We start from the raw sequence: 20759 nt of genomic DNA on the forward strand, positions 1-20759 counted from the left end.
AAACTACAGTTTACAACAATAAAAAAGGTTTGACTTTTTGTAAAAGTCAAACCTTTTAAAATAAATAGTTACTATAAATTAAAATGTTTTCGAAACTTTATCGATCGCATTAATTGTAAAATCTAAATCTTCATACGTCAAAGCATCCGTTATAAACCATGTTTCATAAGCTGACGGCGCAATATAAACACCTTCCTGCAATAAACCGTGGAAAAACTTTTTAAACGTTTCGTTATCACCTTTTGCAGCAGTTTGAAAATCCACAACAGGATTTGCGTCAAAATGAACAGAAATCATAGAACCAACTCTATTGATCGTAAAAACAACATTATTTGCTTTTAAAACCCTGTCTATTCCAGCTTCTAAATAAGCCGTTTTTTCTTCTAAACGAGTAAAAATTTCACGATCATTATCTAGCGCTTTCAACATAGCATATCCAGCAGCCATTGCTAACGGATTTCCAGATAATGTTCCCGCTTGATAAACTGGTCCAAGAGGTGCTAGATAATTCATTATTTCTTCACGTGCAGCAAAAGCACCAACCGGTAATCCGCCGCCAATTACTTTTCCGAAAGTTACGATATCAGCATTGATATTATACAATTCCTGAACACCTCCGCGAGCCAAACGGAAACCTGTCATAACTTCATCAAAAATCAGTAAAATTCCGTTTGCTGTACACAATTCTCTTAAACCTTCTAAGAAACCTTTTGCAGGCGGAATACAACCCATATTTCCTGCAACTGCTTCAATTATAATAGCAGCAATCTCACCTTTATTAGCTTCGATTAAAGTTTTTACATTCTCTAGATCATTGTATTTTGCTAACAAAGTATCTTTTGCAGTTCCTTCTGTAACGCCTGGACTGTTTGGCGAACCAAAAGTTACAGCACCGCTTCCAGCCTGAATCAAAAACGAATCAGAGTGCCCGTGATAACAACCAGCAAATTTGATGATTTTATCTCTTTTCGTAAATCCGCGAGCCAAACGAATTGCACTCATGCAAGCTTCTGTCCCTGAATTTACAAATCTAATTTTGTCAATATTTGGAACCATAGAAACAGCCAAAGCTGCAATTTCTGTTTCCAATTCAGTCGGCATTCCAAATGAAGTTCCCAGTTTTGCTTTTTCGATTACTGCATCAACAACCGGCTGATACGCATGACCTAAAACCATTGGTCCCCAAGAGTTAATATAATCTATTAATTTGTTTCCGTCTTCATCATATAAATAAGCACCTTTGGCGCTTTTTACAAAAATTGGAGTTCCTCCAACTGCCTTAAACGCTCTTACTGGCGAATTTACTCCTCCGGGAATTACTTTTTCTGCTTCAGCAAAAAGCTGACTACTTCTTTTATATAACATTATAATATTAGATTTCTGATATTAGATTTTAGATTGTTTGAAACGGGCTGAACACTAAAAAACTGAACACTTAATTACTTAACCCTAAGCCTCTGCCCAATCGAAATTGCATTATCAGTCAGATTATTTTTTCTTTTTAAATCTTCAACCAATAAATTGAATTTCTTTGAAATTGAATATAGTGTATCTCCTTTTTGAACCTCATACAAATTCGGATCGTATTGACTCATGTTGATTTTTGGATCAGAAGCTACATCATAAGATGATTTTTTTGGTGGAGCCGAAGTATTTATTGGCACATAGTTTCTTCCTGTAACCAAACAATCATATTGATGCAGATTATAACGCTCAATATAACTAATTAACTTATCCGGATATTTCGGATCTGTTGCGTAGCCACAAGCTCTAAGTCCTTTTGCCCAAGCTTTGTAATCGTCTTTTTCATAAGTAAACAAAGACTCGTATCTCTTTTTTCCAACCAAAAATAAAGCATGATCTCTATATGATTCTGCAGGTTCTGGGTATTTTCTAAAACATTCTTGAGCAGAATCGTCATCATGACGAACACTTTCGCCCAGCCAATCTTTATGGCATTTAATTCCGAAATGATTATTAGCCTCAAGTGCCAAATCACCTCTTCCCGCACCCGATTCTAAAATTCCCTGCGCCAAAATTATACTAGCCGGAATTCCGTATGTTTTCATGTTTCCTATAGCAATATCTTTATACTGCAAAACATAATTATTAATTAAATCATTGGTTACAACTGTTTTTGAAGTAGAATGAATAACCTCAGTTGTATTATTTGTAGAAGGATAATTTTTACCTATCGGCTTAGCAGGAGTAGTTTTTCTAGTCGTCGCTACTCGCGGTTTCTGGACCGCCGCTGCTTTCTTTGTCGTGGCAATAGCTGGTTTACTAGAAGAACAGCTTGCCAAAACCAATATCGTAAATAACAGTACAATTTTTTTAATCATTCGTTTTAAGTATTGGTAATTTTTTCTGCTTCAACTTCATATTCATTCCATCAACTCCCTGTAATCCACCTGTGTGAATAAGTAAAATTTTTGAATGTGCAGGAAAATATTTTTTGTCTATTAAATCTATAACGCCAAAAACCATTTTTCCTGTATAAATTGGATCTAAGGGCACTTTTGTTTTTTCAAAAAATGCATTTATAAATTCGATTAATTCTAAATTTATCTTGCCATAACCTCCAAAATGATAGTCAGAAATCAAATTCCAGTTATCTTGTTTGGCAAAAATACGAATTTCATCTTGTAAAAAGTCACCTTTTAATGATGGAAAGCCCAAAATTTTCTGATTTTTTGCCGAACTATTTATTAATCCTGAAATAGTTCCTCCAGTTCCAACAGCACAGCAAACATAATTAAAAGCAACATCTTCCTGTGTTAAAATTTCTTCACAGCCTTTTACAGCGAGTTCATTTGTGCCGCCTTCAGGGACTAAATAAAAATCGCCAAACTTATTTTTTAATTGCTCAATAAACGAATTTTCGCTCTTAAGTCGATAATCTTCTCGCGAAACAAACTCAAACTGCATTCCGTTTTCCTGAGCAAATTTCAAAGTTGGATTTTCTTCGATTTTATCTCCAAGTTCATCGCCCCGAATAATTCCAATAGTTTTAAAACCCCGCTCTTTTCCTGCATACGCCACCGCAGCAATATGATTGGAAAATGCGCCGCCAAAAGTCAATAAAGTATCTTGATTTTTAGCTTTCGCCTGAAGTAGATTGTATTTTAACTTCCGAAATTTATTCCCCGAAACAAACGGATGAATTAGATCTTCTCGCTTTATAGTCAAAGAAATACCATCTAGAAAACTAATATTAATAGTCTGATTAAAAACTGGATTCATTTTAATTTGATATAATTTAAAAACCGAAAAAAAGATCTGTTTTTTAAATAATTTAAGTTTGTTTCATTACTGTAAGCTTCTCTTTCAAAACTAATATTTCGATACGCCAAATCTTTATTTTTATACTGAATTAAACGAAATAGAAATTCGAAAACATACCAAATAAAAAACGGAATTATTAAAAGTTCTAACTGCTGCCTTAAATGAATTTTTTCATGATTAACAAAAACGCCATTTGTTTTATCAAAATCATATTTCATCAAAACAAAAGGAAATACAGCCATTCCGCGATATCCTTTTGGAATTAAATATTTGCTAACAATCAGAAACATTGGCTATAAAATTTATAAATTTGTAGCTATAAAATTGTTCATTTTCATTAAAATCATAATCAAATATTCCTATTTTTGATTTTTATCTTTATTAAAATTGAACGCGAAGCAGATTTATGAAAGAGCAAAGTAATGAAAATAAATTAATCGAAGGTGAAGATTTTTACTATACACCCGAAGGTTATAAATGCTTTACTGAAAAACATCATTTAAAACGTGGTTATTGCTGCAAAAGCGGCTGCCGCCATTGTCCGTACGGTTTTGATAAACGAACTGGAGAAATAAGAAAGAAAACTAATTAGCCAATTTGAAAATGTGTCAATTAGATAATTCAAAAATCTAAAATTATTAATGGATATCCAATCACGAAAATTTAGGATTAAAATCCACAAGTCTTATCATAGGTCGGATATCCGTTATCCCTAGTTTTTCTAATTAGAAAATCTGTTAATGTGCCGATGAGTCAATTTGAAAATGAGATAATTATTTCAGATTGAATTTACATTGATAGGTATTTCGCTCCTATGGAGCTTTTACCAACTGACCGCATTATTTTCTATAAATATTACGCCTTTCCAAGGCTTTTGGATTTGGTAAATTTTACATTTCACAAAGCTCCATGAAGAGCGATATATTTATAGAATCAAAATCGACAGTCACATATAAGCCCCAGCGGGGCGGCATAATTTAAAAAACAAAAAATTAATCTGTTGTTAATCTAACCACAATATCTTAGTAGCTTAGAATCTCAGCACCTTAGAATCTTAAAAAAATGACTTTCAAAGAACAAATACAGCAAGGAATTCCCTCAATATTACCTCCAAAGGCAACATATGATCCAGCTATTAATCATGCTCCAAAAAGAAAAGAAATTCTTTCGGCAGAAGAGAAAAAACTGGCTTTAAAAAATGCATTACGCTATTTTGAACCAAAACATCATACTGAACTAATTCCTGAATTTTCAGAAGAATTAGAAAAATATGGACGTATTTATATGTATCGTCTTCGTCCAGATTATAGAATGTACGCAAGGCCAATTGACGAATATCCAGGAAAATCGCTGCAGGCAAAAGCAATTATGCACATGATTCAGAATAATTTGGATTATGCCGTTGCACAGCATCCGCACGAATTGATTACGTATGGTGGAAATGGAGCTGTTTTTCAAAACTGGGCACAGTATTTATTGACGATGCAGTATTTGTCTGAAATGACAGACGAGCAGACTTTAACGATGTATTCAGGACACCCGATGGGATTATTCCCTTCGCATAAAGAAGCACCGAGAGTTGTGGTTACAAACGGAATGGTTATACCAAATTATTCTAAACCTGACGATTGGGAAAAAATGAATGCTTTAGGCGTTTCGCAATACGGACAAATGACTGCAGGAAGTTATATGTACATTGGACCGCAGGGAATTGTACACGGAACTACAATTACGGTTTTAAACGGTTTTAGAAAAATAAAACAAAATCCAGAAGGAAGTTTATTTGTAACTTCTGGTCTTGGCGGAATGTCTGGTGCACAGCCAAAAGCTGGAAATATTGCGGGCTGTATTACAGTTTGTGCCGAAGTAAATCCAAAAATAACTAAAATTCGCCATGAGCAAGGATGGATTAATGAAGTCGTAACTTCTACAGATGAATTAGTGGCGAGAGTAGCTTTGGCGAAAGCCAATAAAGAAACAGTTTCAATTGCTTATTTAGGAAATGTCGTTGACGTTTGGGAACGTTTTGATCAAGAAAACATTAAAATTGATTTGGGTTCAGATCAAACTTCGCTTCATAATCCGTGGGCTGGAGGTTATTATCCAGTTGGTATTTCTTTTGAAGAAGCAAACAAAATGATGGCCGAAAATCCGGATTTATTCAAAGAAAAAGTTCAGGAAACATTACGTCGTCATGCTGCTGCGATTAATAAACATACGGCAAAAGGAACGTACTTTTTTGATTACGGAAATGCTTTTTTACTTGAAGCTTCACGCGCAGGCGCAGATGTAATGGCCGAAAATAATATTGATTTTAAATATCCAAGCTACGTTCAGGACATTATGGGACCAATGTGTTTTGATTATGGATTTGGTCCTTTTAGATGGGTTTGCACTTCTGGAAAACCAGAAGATTTGCAAAAAACAGATACTATTACAAGTCAAGTTTTAGAAGAATTAGCCAAGACTTCTCCGAGTGAAATTCAGCAGCAAATGCAGGATAACATTAAATGGATAAAGGGCGCGCAGGAAAACAAACTTGTTGTAGGCTCTCAAGCTCGAATTCTTTATGCTGATGCCGAAGGAAGAATTAAAATCGCCGAAGCTTTTAATCAGGCAATTGCAAAAGGCGAAATTGGTGCTGTTGTTTTAGGACGCGATCATCATGACGTTTCTGGAACCGATTCTCCATATAGAGAAACGTCAAACATTTATGACGGATCACGCTTTACGGCTGATATGGCAATTCATAATGTAATTGGCGACAGCTTTAGAGGAGCAACTTGGGTATCTATTCATAATGGCGGCGGAGTTGGCTGGGGAGAGGTTATAAACGGCGGTTTTGGTATGGTTCTTGATGGTTCTAAGGAGGCTTCAAAACGTTTAGCATCAATGCTTTTTTGGGATGTTAACAACGGAATTTCAAGAAGAAGCTGGGCTCGAAATGATGAAGCCATTTTTGCCATAAAAAGAGCTATGCAAGTAGAGCCATTATTAAAAGTAACTTTGCCTAATATTGTTGACGAAAGTCTGCTTTAATTTAAAAGGTATTTATTATTTAATAAATGTCATCCTGAGCGAAGTCGAAGGCTTATAGTAACAAAAGACCTTTAATTTTACTCAGCCTGATAAATACAAAAGAGAACATTAAATTTTTTATAACTATGAAAACATTCAAATTAGTTCCGATTTTTCTGCTATTGATCTTAAGTTCATGCAGCAGTGTTACTGTATATTCTGATTACGACAAAAGTGTCGATTTTGCGCCTTATAAAACGTATGCTTTCTTTAAACCTGGAATTGATAAAGTCGAAATTTCTGATTTGGATAAAAGACGTATTCTTCGTGCAATCGATCAACAAATGCAAGCAAAAGGATTTACAAAAAGTGATAATCCAGACTTATTGGTAAACATTTTTACCAAATCTAGAGAGCAAGTTGATGTAAATCAATTTAGCGCCGGCTGGGGTTATGGCTGGGGATGGGGATGGAATCCTTATATGATGTACGGCGGAAACCAAACTACCGTTTCTACTTCAACTGAAGGAACTTTATACATCGACCTAATTGATGCAAAAAAGAAAGAAATGATCTGGCAAGGTGAGGGAATTGGTGTTTTAACTAGAAACATTGATAAAAAAGATGAGCGAATTGCAGAATTTGTAGGCAAAATTTTAGCTCAATATCCTCCTGTAAAAAAATAATTATTTACTTTTGCTATTCAATTAGTATAAAAAATGACAAACTTTAACAACATTATCATCGCTATTATCAGCATTATTGCAATTCAGCAATAATGGCGAGGTGTTATATAAGTATGTAAAATATAATTATAAGAACCTCCCACATTGGGAGGTTTTTTATTTTAAGAATAATTAAAAAGTCGCCACGAATTACACAAATTAGCACGAATTTTTATAGACAGCATCTAAAATAAAATTAGTAGAAATTCGTGTAATTCGCGGCAAAAAAACAAACAATATGAGTTTATTCAACGAAATCCTTAATGCAAAAAAGCAGCTTGAAAATGTAGTTGCTGCGACGCCTCTTACCCAAAATTTAAATCTTTCAGACGAATTTAAATCGACTATTTTATTAAAACGAGAAGATTTACAAATCGTACGTTCTTATAAAATCAGAGGTGCTTACAATAAGATTTCTTCCTTAACTGAAAAAGAAAAAGTAAACGGAATTGTTTGTGCCAGTGCAGGAAATCACGCTCAAGGCGTTGCTTATTCTTGTAATTTACTGCAAATAAAAGGCAAAATTTACATGCCAAAAACTACTCCAAAACAAAAAGTAAAACAAGTGCAATTGTTCGGGAAATCGTTTGTAGAAATTGTTTTAACAGGAGATACTTTTGATGATGCTTATGCTTCGGCAACGGCAGATGCTATCAAGAATCACAAAACATTTATCCATCCTTTTGATGATGAAAAAGTAATTGCCGGACAGGGAACTGTAGGTTTAGAAATTCTAGAAAGCTATAAAGAACCTATAGATTATGTTTTTGTGCCCATTGGCGGCGGCGGACTGGCTTCTGGATTGTCTGAAGTTTTTAAACATTTAAGCCCAAATACTAAAATCATTGGCGTTGAACCAAAAGGCGCTCCTTCGATGAAAACTTCTATTGAGGAAAATAAAAATACAGCCTTAAAAACAATAGATAAATTTGTTGATGGTGCCGCTGTAAAACAAGTTGGCGATAAAACTTTTGAAATCTGCCGTTATAATCTTGAAGATATTATTCTGGTTCCAGAAGGAAAAGTATGCACAACCATTTTACGTTTATACAATGAAGAAGCGATGGTTGTAGAACCTGCGGGTGCATTAACAATTGCTGCGCTGGATTTTTATAAAGATAAAATAAAAGGAAAAACTGTGGTTTGCGTTGTCAGCGGAAGCAATAATGACATTGAAAGAACTGCCGAAATAAAAGAGCGCTCACTGCTTTATGAAGGTTTAATGCATTATTTCATGATTCAATTTCCACAGCGTCCGGGAGCTTTAAAGGAGTTTGTAAACAACATTTTAGGTCCGGATGATGATATTACTTATTTTCAATTTGCTAAGAAAAACAGCCGAGAAGTAGGATCTGTTGTGGTTGGTTTAGAGTTGAAAAACAAAAAAGATATTATGGCTATCAAAATGAAAATGACGCAATATGGGTTTGAATTTCAATATTTAAACGACAATCAGGATTTGTTTACGCAGCTAATTGGGTAATTATTTCCTGCCTGATAAATATCAGCAAATAAAGAAGAAGTTATGACGTATTTTTGCAAATCAATTTTATTTAGAAAAACATGGAAACGCTTAAAGACATTTCAAACATAGAAGACATAAAACAAATGGTTAACAGCTTTTATGATAATGTTAGAAAAGACGATCTTATTGGTCCAATTTTCAATGATAAACTGCAGGATCGCTGGGAACCGCATTTGCAAAAAATGTACGGTTTTTGGCAGACTATATTATTTGATGTTCGTGCTTACTCAGGCACGCCATTTCCGCCTCACAAACAATTACCTGTAGATAGAACTCATTTTGACCGTTGGATTCAAATTTTCAATACTACAATCGATGCGCAGTTTGCTGGAGAAATTACCGAAGAAGCTAAAATGCGTGCAACAAACATGGCTTATATGTTTAATCATAAAATTGAACATTTTAGAAATGTTGAAAATGAACTAAAAAATGCAATTAATAAATCTTAAAAGAGCAATATTTTAATACAATCGCAATAGTACTTTATTACTTAAACTCAATTTAATTTAGGTAATAATTACAATATGCGCCTAATCTGTAAACTTCCTTTAAAATCTACAAAAACGCAATAAAGGGCATTTTCGAACAAAACTTTTGTGATTATTATCACAAAAAAGGTGGTTTAAATTCGTAATTTTACATTTTAACCTAGAACGTTTTCGAAATGAATCCAAATATAGAAACCAATCCGCTTTTAGAGAGATTGCCAAAACATTTAAAGCAATTTATTAAACCTCAAGATTATAGTGATTACACTCCAATTAATCAAGCGGTTTGGAGATACGTTATGCGCAAAAATGTAGATTATCTTTCAAAAGTAGCGCATCATTCGTATTTAGAAGGTTTACGCAAAACAGGAATCGAAATAGATTCTATTCCCAGTATGTATGGAATGAACCGAATTCTAACTGAAATTGGCTGGGCTGCTGTTGCTGTTGACGGATTTATTCCGCCAAATGCATTTATGGAATTTCAGGCATACAATGTTTTAGTTATTGCATCGGATATTCGACAATTAGAACATATTGAATATACTCCTGCTCCAGACATTATTCACGAAGGTGCAGGTCACGCTCCTATTATTGCCAATCCAGAATACGCAGAATATCTAAGACGTTTTGGCGAAATTGGATGTAAAGCGATTTCATCTCATAAGGATTACCAAATGTATGAAGCGATTCGTTTGCTTTCTATTTTGAAAGAAGCTGAAGATACGCCGCAGGAAAAAATTGACGAGGCTGAAAAAGCAGTTGCCGATTTGCAAAACGATATGGGCGAATTGTCTGAAATGGCTCAAATTCGAAACTTGCATTGGTGGACGGTTGAATATGGTTTGATTGGAACTGTCGAAGACCCAAAAATTTACGGTGCAGGATTACTTTCGTCAATTGGAGAAAGTGCTTGGTGCATGACAGATAATGTAAAGAAAATCCCTTATGATATTTCGGCTGCAAATCAAAATTTTGATATTACGCAGTTACAACCGCAGCTTTACGTAACACCTACTTTTTCTTATTTAAGCTTAATTCTGGAAGAGTTTGCTAATAAAATGGCATTGAGAACTGGAGGTATTTCTGGAATTAAAAAACTGATTCAGTCAAATGCTTTAGGAACAATTGAGTTAAGTACTGGTTTACAAATTTCAGGAGTTTTCACCAATGTTCTTGAAGATGAAGGAAAACCAGTTTACATACAAACAACTGGAAAAACAGCTTTGGCATACCGAGAAAAAGAATTAGTTGGTCACGGAACTTTAACACATCCACACGGTTTTGGAAGTCCGATTGGAAAGCTAAAAGGCTTTAATCTTGCCATTGAAGATATGAGCCCAAAAGATTTACAAGCTTACAGCATTGTAGAAAACGAAACGGTTAAACTGGAATTTGAGGGTAATATTATTGTTGAAGGCGAAATTATTACAGGTTCAAGAAACTTACACGGAGAAATTATTCTGATTAGCTTTAGAAATTGTACTGTAACGCATGGCGAAACTATTTTGTTTCAGCCAGATTGGGGAAATTACGATATGGCAATTGGTAAAAAAGTCGTTTCGGCATTTTCTGGTCCTGCTGATGTAAATAGTTTTGACTTAATCAATATTGTTCCCACAACAAAAACTATTAAAGCAAAACATTCTCAAGAACGTAATGATTTAGAAGGTTTGTATGCAAAAGTTAGAGATATTAGAAAAAATAAAGGTTCTAAAACGGAGTTGAAATCTGTTTTTGAAAATCTAAAAAACAATCATTCAAATGATTGGCTGTTGTCTGTTGAAATTACAGAACTCTTAAAAGATTCTGACGAAAAACAACTTTTGCAAGAAGTATTAGTTTACTTGGATCAATTGAAAACAAAACGTCCTGAAATTGCACATTTAATTTCTGGTGGATTGGATTTGATTTTTGATAAAGAAACTGTTTAAGTTTTAAAGTACAAAGTTTTTTTTCTCACCGATTTTTAATCTCGCAAAGACGCAGAGCCGCAAAGCTTTTACCTCATTTTATGTCATTTCGACGAAGGAGAAATCTCCACAAGTAAGTCTGCAACGATAATCCAATCTTTGTAGACCTTCTCGCGGAGATTTCTCCTTCGTCGAAATGACAAGGTCGCGAAAAAACCTCTGCCCCTTTGAGTCTTTGCCTCTTTGAACCTCAAAAACTACAATTTCAAATCTTCGCTTAAATCTGCATCAGATTCAATCGTTTTGCCATTGTATTGCAATTTCCAACCCATTGAATTGGTTAGGATTAAAATTTTAGACAATTCGCTTATTAAACGGTTTTGTGCATTACTTTTTAATGAAGATTTTTCGATTTTCTTAGCTAGATTGGCTTTTACCGATTTGTTGATTTTATTATAATCGTCGCCTGTAAAGGGATTCAGCTTACTTTGTTCAACATCGTAAAACTGAATATCAGGATTTATAATAATCTCTTCTTTTGGAATATTTAAAATCGTAATGGTTTTATTTTTTTCATCGATGTCGTATTTCATTTTATGCAAATCATAAGCAACGGTAACATTTGCATTTACCACAATAAGTGCTTTTTTCTCAAATGAAATCATATCCATCAAATACTTCTGCTGGTTTTTATAAGTGATTACTTCAGAGAAATGTCCTTCGGTAACAACCAACTTCCCTACATTAAGTATTTTCTCTTGAATTAAATTGGTATTATAATCAATTGTTGAATCATCATCTTTTTTGAACTCACAATATTTAAAAGCCAAAACAATGACTAAAATAATAACACCAACGCCAATAATTCTTTTTACTAAGTTTTGCATTCTGATAAAATGTTTAGACGAATTTACTTCTTTTTTTAGTTTTTTGCGCCATGAATCTCACTAATTACAGGAATTTTTTGAAGCGTTCTTTTTAAAATTAAGCACTAAACACAAAGTATTGAATTAGCAAAAATTCGTGAAATTCGTGGCAAAAAAAATCCTTACTAACTTTTTTTTCTTTTAGCTGGCTAAAGTTTTTTCGCCACGAATTGCACTAATTACACCAATTTTTCAGTATGATCTTTTTAAAATTAGGTAATAAATACAAAGCATAGTATTAGTGAAAATTCGTAAATTTTGCAGCAAAAAAAGTGACTAAAATCCTTTAAAATGGATATCCAATAGCGATATTCAAAATCAGATTATCTTTTCGCCATGTACTGCTTCCAAAATTAATATCATCAATAACCCAGCGCTGTCCGTCTGGCAATGCAGGATTTCGAAGCGGAAAAGCCAAATCTGTTCTTAGAATCAAGAACGATAAATCAAAGCGCAATCCGGCTCCAGCACCTATTGCAATTTGTTTCATAAAATCTTTCGAAATCTCGGCTCCGGGTTTATTTGGGTCCGCATTTAAAAGCCAAATATTTCCAGCATCTAAAAACACTGCACCTCTCACAATACTAAAAAGCTTTGCCCTGTATTCGGTATTAAACTCCAACTTTATATCTGCAGATTGATCTGGTGTATAATTGTCGTTTGTTGTTGGCGGAATCACATAACTTCCCGGCCCTAAAGTTCTTGCTCTAAAGGCACGGATACTATTTGTTCCTCCAACTACAAACTGCTTTGAAGCTGGCAGTGTATTCGAATTTCCGTAAGCAAATCCTGCACCTACAATAAGTCGGCTGGCTAATTCGCTTTCTTTCCCTAATTTTAAATAATGTCTAAAATCTGATCTAATTTTTACATACTGACTAAAAGGAACATCAAGTATTTTTATCGTGTCATTTTTCTTAATATTGGCTCCTGTAACCAAACCTGTAAGGTTTCCTGCTAAATCTATTTCGCCATTAAAATAAATCGTATTTTTTCGACGTTTCTGCATCGTATTAGTATAGGTATAACTGTAAGTTGGGCCAAAAATCAGCTGCTTTTCAATTACTTTTCCTAATGCTGCGTCTTCTTTAATATCTTCTAAATATTCTGGCGTAACATGATTTGGACTTACATAAGTTATATCTATAACGTTCAATTGATGCTCTTTACGAATGTTTTCTTTCCATAAATAACCAAATGATGTATTAAAAGAATTCAGGGCGTACAATTGTGTTCTTTTTTGATATTCATATCGCACTGTAGCTTTCGTTCTTGGCACAAATTCACTGCTTCCCTCAATATTAAAAGGAGTTACAAATCTTGGCCAAGTCAAACTTGTTTCAGCTCCAAGCTTATAAATATTTTTACCTTTATTTACGCCGCCAAGCTGAAAATCGGCTCCGCCAAAAATAGAAGCCGTCAGCAATTCGGCACCTTTAAGTAAATTTCGGTTATTCCAATTCAAGTTAATTTCTGTTCCCGTATAACTGGCTGAATTTGTTTTTCCTAAAACTTCAACTCGTATAAACTTTTTAGGCAGTAACGTTAAATAATAATAAGAATCTAAAGCATTCTTTATGCTGTCTGAAGGCTTGAATTCATTTTTAACAAAACTAAAAGTTCCTAGATTCACAAAGCGATTCAAAGTAAGATTATGATCTTTCCGATTATACAAATCTCCTTTTTTAAAATATATTGTTCTGTCAAAAACCCTTGGTTTAAAAGTCTCTGTCGTATCAATAATTGTAAAATCTTTGTATTGTGTGATATTCTTTTTTCTGTAAACTGCGCTGTCGTTTGTCAAAGAATAATTTGGGTAAACAAATATGTTATTAATTTTATATGCGGTTAATGCTTTAGGCGGCGTATCCGGTTTTATTATTATTTTGATTTTTACCTCGTGATCGCCTTTACTGCTGTCTACTCTAGCTAAAAGATAATCTGGATTAAAATAAAAATAACCTTTCTCTTTTAGTCTGGCATCAATACGTTCACGTTCTGCTTTTATAACGTCTAAGTCGTATGGTTTTCCTACTTTCAGTAAACTTCTTCGGCTTGATCTTCCAATTATTCTGGACATTGCCAGAGAATCATCAGGAAAAGTTACACTTTTTATTGTATACTGTTTTTTAGGTATAACGATATATTCTGCCGTAGCACGTTTACTTCTAACGGTAGAATCTGCACTTACCTGCGTTTTAAAATAACCTCGATTTTCAGTAAAATTTCGCAAAACTGCGGCATTATAATCTAAATCGACTTTGCTAAAAAGTACAGGCGCCTCGCCTACTTTATTTCGCAGCCAATATCTAGTTCCTTTTTGTTTTTTAGGTTCGCTGGCAAGATTATAAATCAGTAATTTAGGGCGTAATCCAAAAATTTGTTTGTTAGGTTTTGGGCGCAATAAGCCTTCTAATTCTGTTTCAAGTGCTTTTCTATCTTTCTTTTTCATGATCGAATCTTTCACCGTAACAGATGCTCCTGTATAAAGTAAATCGCCCTCTGGCAGATATTTTGTATTACTGCAGCTTAAAACAAAAAAAAGGCTGAACAGTACAAAATACTTTACATATCGATTTTCTATATGATTATGTTTTTTGCTCATTACCTTTTATTTGATTTTCTTTTAGCTCTTGCTCTTCTTTCTCTTTCTGTTTTCTTTTTTCTTTACGAATTTTCTCTTCCTTTATCATTTGCTTTTCTTGCTCTGAACGATGAAAAAGCTCTCTAAATTTATTGTAACTCATCGTAATAATAAAAGCAACCCCAGTTTCTACAACCTGACCTTCTACTGCAACTTGGTACTGATTTTTTCTATAAGCACGAACCATATATCGGCCGTCTTTTGTAATTTGATAATCCAAGGCAACATCGCCGGCAATATTGGTGCTTTCTTCATTGGCACGTTCTGCACCTTCAACGCCAAAACTGCTTCCAACAGTTACTTTCAAACGATCATCAAGCAGTTTTTTAGAAACTGCAACATTCAAATCAGTTCTATTTTGCATAGTTCCAGAAGTGTAATCTTCTGATGATTCTAAATCAAAATTAATTTCAAATCCAGTAATTAAATCGCCTGCCAGATTATTTAATTGCTGCGAAAGAATTTTACTCACACTTTGTCTTGCCAAAGATTCTGCACTTGTACCTCCGCTCTCGCTCGCAAACGGATTTTCACCCACAAATCGATTCAATAATAAAAGCGCAAAAACCTGTTTATTTAATTCTGCAGGATCTTGTTCTAATTGCTTCAATTTTGCTTTTGTTTTCGTTACAACATCAGAAGAAACATCGTAATTACCATCTGGCAGATTAATTCCAAAAGAAATATCCGGTTTCATTAATTCTCCATTCATCTTCAACAACGTCTGAAAAGGAAGTTTTTGTTTGTATGTATTTTGCATCGCCTGCGTCTCACTTTTCAGCTGACTTCCTAACAAATCAATAGGTGCAGCATTTACTTTATAAATTGCTGTAATATTTAAATTTGCCATTGTAGGCTCACCATTCCAAGTGATATAACTTCCTTTTTGAATATCGAATTTTCTTTTAATTCCGTTAAAATTCATTTCGTAAGCACCATCCGAAAATTCATATTTCCCTGTCAAAGTTGTTTTTCCTGACTGGTCAATTCCGCCGACTAATTCTGCTTCTCCTTTTAGTTTTAAATAATCTCCATTTGCTTTATCAATCAACAAAGTTAGTTCTGCTTCTTTATCAATTGAAATCGCAACATTTACATCCATTCCTTTTACTTGCGATTGATCCAGTTTATTTTGTAGATCAACAGTTTGTTTTAAATACATATTATCTTCATCAACAAACTCTACAATTCCTTCACGATCTGCTATCGAAGGATCTGACTGCGGCATTACAACCGTAAACTTAGTTTCTTTATTGATTTTGATTGTTCCGCCAACCACAGGACTTTCAAGGTTTCCTTTGATAGTCAATTTGGTGTCTAAAAATAAATCTCCATAGAATAAATCATTGTCAACTTCTTTAGAATGTATTGCTCTAAAATCGTCTGCAGTAACAGCCAAATCAAAATTATAATCTCTAAAATCTGTCGATTTTATAGTTCCGTTTACCTCTAATTCATTTTCATTTTCATCAGAAAGAGAGAATTTATCAAATGAAATGGTTTCGTTATTAAAAGCAATTGTTTCATTTCCTGTTTTAAAATAAGAGTTTAACTGCGTTACTCTAAAACCGGCATCATTAAAATTAAGTTCTCCGTTTATTTTTGGAGCAGCTGCATTTCCTATAATTTTAAAATTACCCGATAAGTATCCTGTTCCCTCAGTAATGTTTCCCATACTAAAGCCTTGAATACTTTTAATATTGAGTTTATTTATAACAACGTCAAAATCAAAATTTCCTGCATCAATTGTGTACGTTCCATTCAAATTAACATCATTCCCTTCATCACTCAAAGTCACATTTGAGGCTAAAAGATTTGCCGCTTTGTTGTCTACTTTTATTTCTAAATCTCCTACTTTTTCACCTTTAAAAGTAAAATCATCAATTTTTAAATTTGAAGTAAAAATTGGGTTCGTCATTATATTTTCGACTAAAGCAGAACCGTTAATCAAACCTTGCATCAACAATTCGTCTTTTTTAACCATATTCATAATGGTTTCGATTTTGAAGTTCACAAAATCAACTTGAAGCGGTGCATTATTTTGTGTTCCCTGCGATTGAAGTTTTAATTCATTTCCGTTATTATCCAAATAAAATTTACTGACATACAAACGTTTGTCGCCAAATTCAATCGCATTATCTGAATCGATATTCCATTTATCATAGTTGAGAATGAAATTTTCAGCATCTATTTTAAATATGTTTTTCGAATCTTCTGCCTTAAATTCTCCTGCAATAAAATACTGCTGTTTCTCTTTTGCATCTTTGACTTCAAGTGCATAATTCAGTATATTATTCTCAACTTTTCCAGACAAACTGGTGAATGGAATTTTTAGCGAACCGCTTTCAATTGTTGCAATTGAAACTGAATATTCTAAAGCAGTTTCTTTGGCTTCGATATTAATTTTTCCGTCAGCGATTGTATTTTCAGCATATACAATTCTCGGAATTGTTCCTTTTACTTCTAAGGAATCGGTTATATTATTATATTTTCCAGAGATTTTAATGGGTTCTAAACTGGTAAGTTTTGGAATCAGTTTAAACAAAATTGGGTCATTATTTACGGTCAAGGTAAAAGCTAATCTTTGTTCATCAGATTCTCCGTTTACTTTCGGATTTTTTAAATCGATATATTTTGACAATGATTTTTTAATAGCTGCTGCCAAAGTTGTCAATTTGTATTTTCCATCTACTTCTGCTTTTAAAAACTGAGAAGATATTTTAATATTATTTCTAGTATTATCTGAAAAAGCAATTAAACGAACTGAATCTAAAACAATTGGTTCAGTATCCTGCAAAATCTGAATATTTGAAAGAAATACTTTTCCGTTCAAAAAATCTGGATTGCTATTCGCTATATCAGCATCGACATTTCCGCGAAGCTTCATTGGCCCCGCATGAAGATTCAATTTTTCTAAATCGGCAATATCAAGGTTTAATTTAAGTTTTACTGTTGGAAATTTATCTTTCGTATCACCGCTTGCTATTAGATTAAAATTCAAATTAGGATCCTGCATTCCAGATTTTACAGCAAAAGAGCCGTTTGCAATATTTCCTTTTAATGCTAAATCTTTATAAGTATAACGATTAAAAATCGCTTTCTTAACCAATCCTTCAATTGCCGCATTTGCCGTTTTTGGATCTAGGCCATTTCCTTTTACTTTCGCTTTAAGCGTAATTTTTCCGATGGAGTCATTTTTGATCAATCTGCCTAAATCGAAATCAAGCAAATAAACTGTTGCGTCATATTTCTCTCTTTTTTTAATGCGTTGATCAAATAAAGCATCCACTTTTGCATTTCCAAAACTGCTGTTTAAAGTCAGATTGGTTTTAAAATTCTGAGCCGAACCTTTAAACTTTCCGCTTAGATTGAGCTGAGACGGCAATTGAATGTTTTTGGGAATTGTTCCTGCAGGTACAAACGAATTAATATCTTTTGAAGTGCTCGACAGTTTTTTAATATCTAAATCATAATATGCTTTTTGCGCGTCTGGAAGTCCCGTAATTTTTCCCGAAAGAGAAACTTTTGTAGTTCCAATTCCGCTCATTTCAAACTTCGGAATATTTAAGTCTTTTACCTTTCCGCTCACGCGGCTGTTTACATATAAAATTGCATTTGGATTACTTTTAAAAGGATTTGTTTTTTGTAAATCCGGAACAAACAATAAAATGTCTTTAAAACCTATTTTCGATTCTTTTAAACTGGCATCAATCACAAGATTTGCAATGTCTTTTTGCAAGGCCGCAAGCGATTTATATTCTACCTTTATTTTATCTTTTACAAGAGTTTGAGGCGTCTTTAAATACAAGTTATCCAAAAAAGCATTTTTAGGTCCGTAAAAGAAATCTGTTTTTAAAGCCTGAATATTTAAACCGCTTTTTTCGTTTACAGTCAGCACTTTTATATTTCCCGAAATTGTGTCATTGGCGTAATACAATTTCTCAGCCTGAAAATTCATTTTACTTAAATTTAAATGACTGTAATCTAAACCTTTTGAAGTTGGTTTTGACTGCATATCATCAAATTTAAAAGCAACATTTTCTATGTCGATTTTATTTAGTTTCGCTTTCCAGCCGGCTTGCTTGATTGCTGTTGTATCTAAATTTGGAGTTTGAATTTGTTTGTCTTTTATTCCTAATCTCAGATTTCCGCTTAAATCTTTAAGTTCAAAAGCATTAAGATCAACAAGCTGTTTGTTTAAATTAATTTCATTGAAAGATAATTTTAAACTGCCGAATTTTATTCCTGAATCTAATTTTGAATCTTTGTTATCATAAGCAATATAAATTTTTGACAAACTGATTTTACCTAGTTTTAAATTGAAATCAGTTCGCTGCGAAATTGTATCAGCAGTTTTTACTGATACTTCGGCAATTTTTTCTACAACGTCCTGATTCAAAACTAATTTAAACCCGTCAAGATCAATATTCGGAATATCAAAATTCATTTTATCGAGATCGAATTCTTTGAATTTGGTATCAAAATGTGTCAGTTTTACACGAACATCGTTCTTAGAATAATCATCTTTAAAGTTAAAATTAATGTTATCGAGATTTATTTTTACAACAGATATTTTGAAGGGTTTACTATCTGGATCTTCTGCCTTTGACTCTTTAGATTTAAAGGCTTTGATGATATAATCGAAATTGAAAACGCCGTTTTTGTTTCGCGAAATATTGGCTTTTACATTTTCTAATGAAACAGAGTTAATCTCTAGCTCACTGCTGACGATTTTAAAAAGATCTACATCCAATTCTAAGCGTTTTCCTGCCAGAAGTGTATCTCTTTTTTGATCTTCAAAATAAAATCCTTCCAGAACTATGTCTTTTGGAAATTTAATTGAAATATGATCTAAGGAAACTTTGGTTTTAATTTTATCTTGAAGATAAGTAACCGCTTTGTCTTTGACATAATTCTGAACGGACGGAACCTGAATTAACACGATAAGAAGCAATAAAAGTATAATTACAGAAACCAAGCACCATAATAGTACACGTAATGTTTTTTTTATATAATGAATGGTTTTCTTATTCATGCGCTGCAAATACGATTAGATTATAGTTGCATTTTGTATAAAACAGCATCGCTGCTGTTTACAAATTTGTAAATTTTAATTCTTAACAATTTACACAATTACATGCAATTATTCCAAATTTATGGGTAAATAATTGTTTTCTTACTTTTTTTGTTCAGCGGCGAAGACTGCTAGGCACAAAGTTTCTAAAATACATTTAGTAAAAATCTATTGTCTAATACTAATCAAACAACAATATAGTTCTCAAAATTAGAACTTAATATGCGGTAATTTTTCTCCTAAAAGATCTATTTTCTTTTGAAGTTTTGCTAAGAATTTTTGATGCTGTTCTGATTCAGGATTAAAACTGCGATGACGTAAGCTTTTTTGAATTTCATCTACTTTCTGCATTGCTGAAAAGCTTTCTTGTGAAATACAATTCTCACTGAAAAGTTTCCAAATATAATCGATCGCTATTTGATTTGGATGCAACATATCTTCGGCATAAAAACGATAATCACGAAGTTCGTCCATCATAATCTCGTATGAAGGGAAATAATTGAAAGTCGAAAGTCGAAAGTCGAAAGTTTGATGCAAAGCTGTAAATAAATGTGACTTGCTTAATTGATTTTCGACAAATCCATCTTTTATATGGCGTACTGGTGAAATCGTAAAAATGAAATTGATATTTGGATTTAAAGTATGAATTAAATCGATTGTATTTTGGATGCTTTTCTGGATTACATCAACTGATAACAACTCTTTTAAAAATTGCTTTTGAGGCACTTTATGACAATTGGCAACGACTTCATCACTTTCCAAATATCTGTAAATCCACGAAGTTCCAAAAGTGATAATAATGTGAGTAGCTTCTTTAATTCTTTTGTGTGTTTCTGTAACAGTTTTGTTAAGCGATTCGAGCAATTCTTGTCTGTCTGAATTGCTTAAATCAGAATGGACTTCGAAACTATGCCAGCGCTCGTTATGAAAAAAAACATCTTTCTCTGTAAATAAATCTTGCTTACAAACTCTCGCAACTATTTTTTCAATTGAAACGGGGTTGAATATAATTCCAAACGGATTTGTTTCATTTTGAAATTTAAAATAATCAAATTTCTCCGCCATATTTTCTGCAAAACAAGAACCTACAGAAAGTACTTTCGAAGTATAATCAATTGGATTATTACTTTTTGAAATTGGAATTTGGGTTCTGAATTGCAT

14 protein-coding genes are annotated in these 20759 nt (G+C 33.3%); 6 read left to right on the forward strand and 8 right to left on the reverse strand.

The window, feature by feature from the left end; genetic code table 11:
* Positions 1-78: 78 nt before the first annotated feature.
* The 4 genes from hemL to BOW55_RS04850 all read right to left on the reverse strand — a co-directional run bounded on the left by hemL (position 79) and on the right by BOW55_RS04850 (position 3575).
* A complete protein-coding gene (hemL, locus tag BOW55_RS04835) occupies positions 79-1365 on the reverse strand; it encodes a glutamate-1-semialdehyde 2,1-aminomutase (protein WP_129023216.1) in 1287 nt (428 codons plus the stop codon).
* Between the two features lie 74 nt (positions 1366-1439).
* Positions 1440-2342 carry a glucosaminidase domain-containing protein gene (locus BOW55_RS04840; protein ID WP_129023217.1) on the reverse strand — a complete coding sequence of 301 codons (903 nt, stop codon included), beginning with the start codon at positions 2340-2342 and terminating at the stop codon, positions 1440-1442.
* Positions 2335-3243, reverse strand: a complete 909-nt coding sequence (locus BOW55_RS04845; RefSeq protein ID WP_129023218.1) for a 1-aminocyclopropane-1-carboxylate deaminase/D-cysteine desulfhydrase — start codon at positions 3241-3243, stop codon at positions 2335-2337. Before BOW55_RS04845 ends, BOW55_RS04840 begins: the two co-directional genes overlap by 8 nt.
* Positions 3240-3575 carry a hypothetical protein gene (locus BOW55_RS04850; protein ID WP_129023219.1) on the reverse strand — a complete coding sequence of 112 codons (336 nt, stop codon included), beginning with the start codon at positions 3573-3575 and terminating at the stop codon, positions 3240-3242. Before BOW55_RS04850 ends, BOW55_RS04845 begins: the two co-directional genes overlap by 4 nt.
* 116 nt (positions 3576-3691) lie before the next feature.
* Here BOW55_RS04850 and BOW55_RS04855 point away from each other — a divergent pair, with 116 nt between their 5' ends.
* The 6 genes from BOW55_RS04855 to BOW55_RS04880 all read left to right on the forward strand — a co-directional run bounded on the left by BOW55_RS04855 (position 3692) and on the right by BOW55_RS04880 (position 10975).
* Positions 3692-3877 carry a DUF5522 domain-containing protein gene (locus tag BOW55_RS04855; RefSeq protein WP_071636586.1) on the forward strand — a complete coding sequence of 62 codons (186 nt, stop codon included), beginning with the start codon at positions 3692-3694 and terminating at the stop codon, positions 3875-3877.
* A gap of 470 nt (positions 3878-4347) precedes the next feature.
* Positions 4348-6324, forward strand: a complete 1977-nt coding sequence (locus BOW55_RS04860; RefSeq protein WP_129023220.1) for a urocanate hydratase — start codon at positions 4348-4350, stop codon at positions 6322-6324.
* A 125-nt stretch (positions 6325-6449) separates the two neighbouring features.
* Positions 6450-6989, forward strand: a complete 540-nt coding sequence (locus tag BOW55_RS04865) for a DUF4136 domain-containing protein (RefSeq protein WP_129023221.1) — start codon at positions 6450-6452, stop codon at positions 6987-6989.
* A 277-nt stretch (positions 6990-7266) separates the two neighbouring features.
* Complete coding sequence (gene ilvA, locus BOW55_RS04870; protein WP_129023222.1) at positions 7267-8511, forward strand: threonine ammonia-lyase IlvA; 1245 nt, start codon at positions 7267-7269, stop codon at positions 8509-8511.
* Between the two features lie 80 nt (positions 8512-8591).
* On the forward strand, positions 8592-9002 hold the full coding sequence (locus BOW55_RS04875; RefSeq protein ID WP_129023223.1) for a group III truncated hemoglobin: 411 nt from the start codon (positions 8592-8594) through the stop codon (positions 9000-9002).
* Positions 9003-9217: 215 nt separating this feature from the next.
* Positions 9218-10975, forward strand: a complete 1758-nt coding sequence (locus BOW55_RS04880; RefSeq protein ID WP_129023224.1) for an aromatic amino acid hydroxylase — start codon at positions 9218-9220, stop codon at positions 10973-10975.
* A gap of 236 nt (positions 10976-11211) precedes the next feature.
* On the opposite strand, the gene BOW55_RS04885 is transcribed toward BOW55_RS04880, so the two are convergent.
* The 4 genes from BOW55_RS04885 to BOW55_RS04900 all read right to left on the reverse strand — a co-directional run bounded on the left by BOW55_RS04885 (position 11212) and on the right by BOW55_RS04900 (position 20759).
* A complete protein-coding gene (locus BOW55_RS04885) occupies positions 11212-11841 on the reverse strand; it encodes a DUF4230 domain-containing protein (protein ID WP_129023225.1) in 630 nt (209 codons plus the stop codon).
* Between the two features lie 325 nt (positions 11842-12166).
* A complete protein-coding gene (locus BOW55_RS04890; protein WP_129023226.1) occupies positions 12167-14485 on the reverse strand; it encodes a BamA/TamA family outer membrane protein in 2319 nt (772 codons plus the stop codon).
* On the reverse strand, positions 14469-19559 hold the full coding sequence (locus BOW55_RS04895) for a translocation/assembly module TamB (protein WP_129023227.1): 5091 nt from the start codon (positions 19557-19559) through the stop codon (positions 14469-14471). The genes BOW55_RS04890 and BOW55_RS04895 overlap by 17 nt, the downstream gene beginning before the upstream one ends.
* Before the next feature lie 249 nt (positions 19560-19808).
* Positions 19809-20759, reverse strand: a complete 951-nt coding sequence (locus BOW55_RS04900) for a GSCFA domain-containing protein (protein WP_129023228.1) — start codon at positions 20757-20759, stop codon at positions 19809-19811.

The organism is Flavobacterium sp. YO12, assembly GCF_004119495.1.
In the GTDB taxonomy this organism is placed as follows: Bacteria; Bacteroidota; Bacteroidia; order Flavobacteriales; family Flavobacteriaceae; genus Flavobacterium.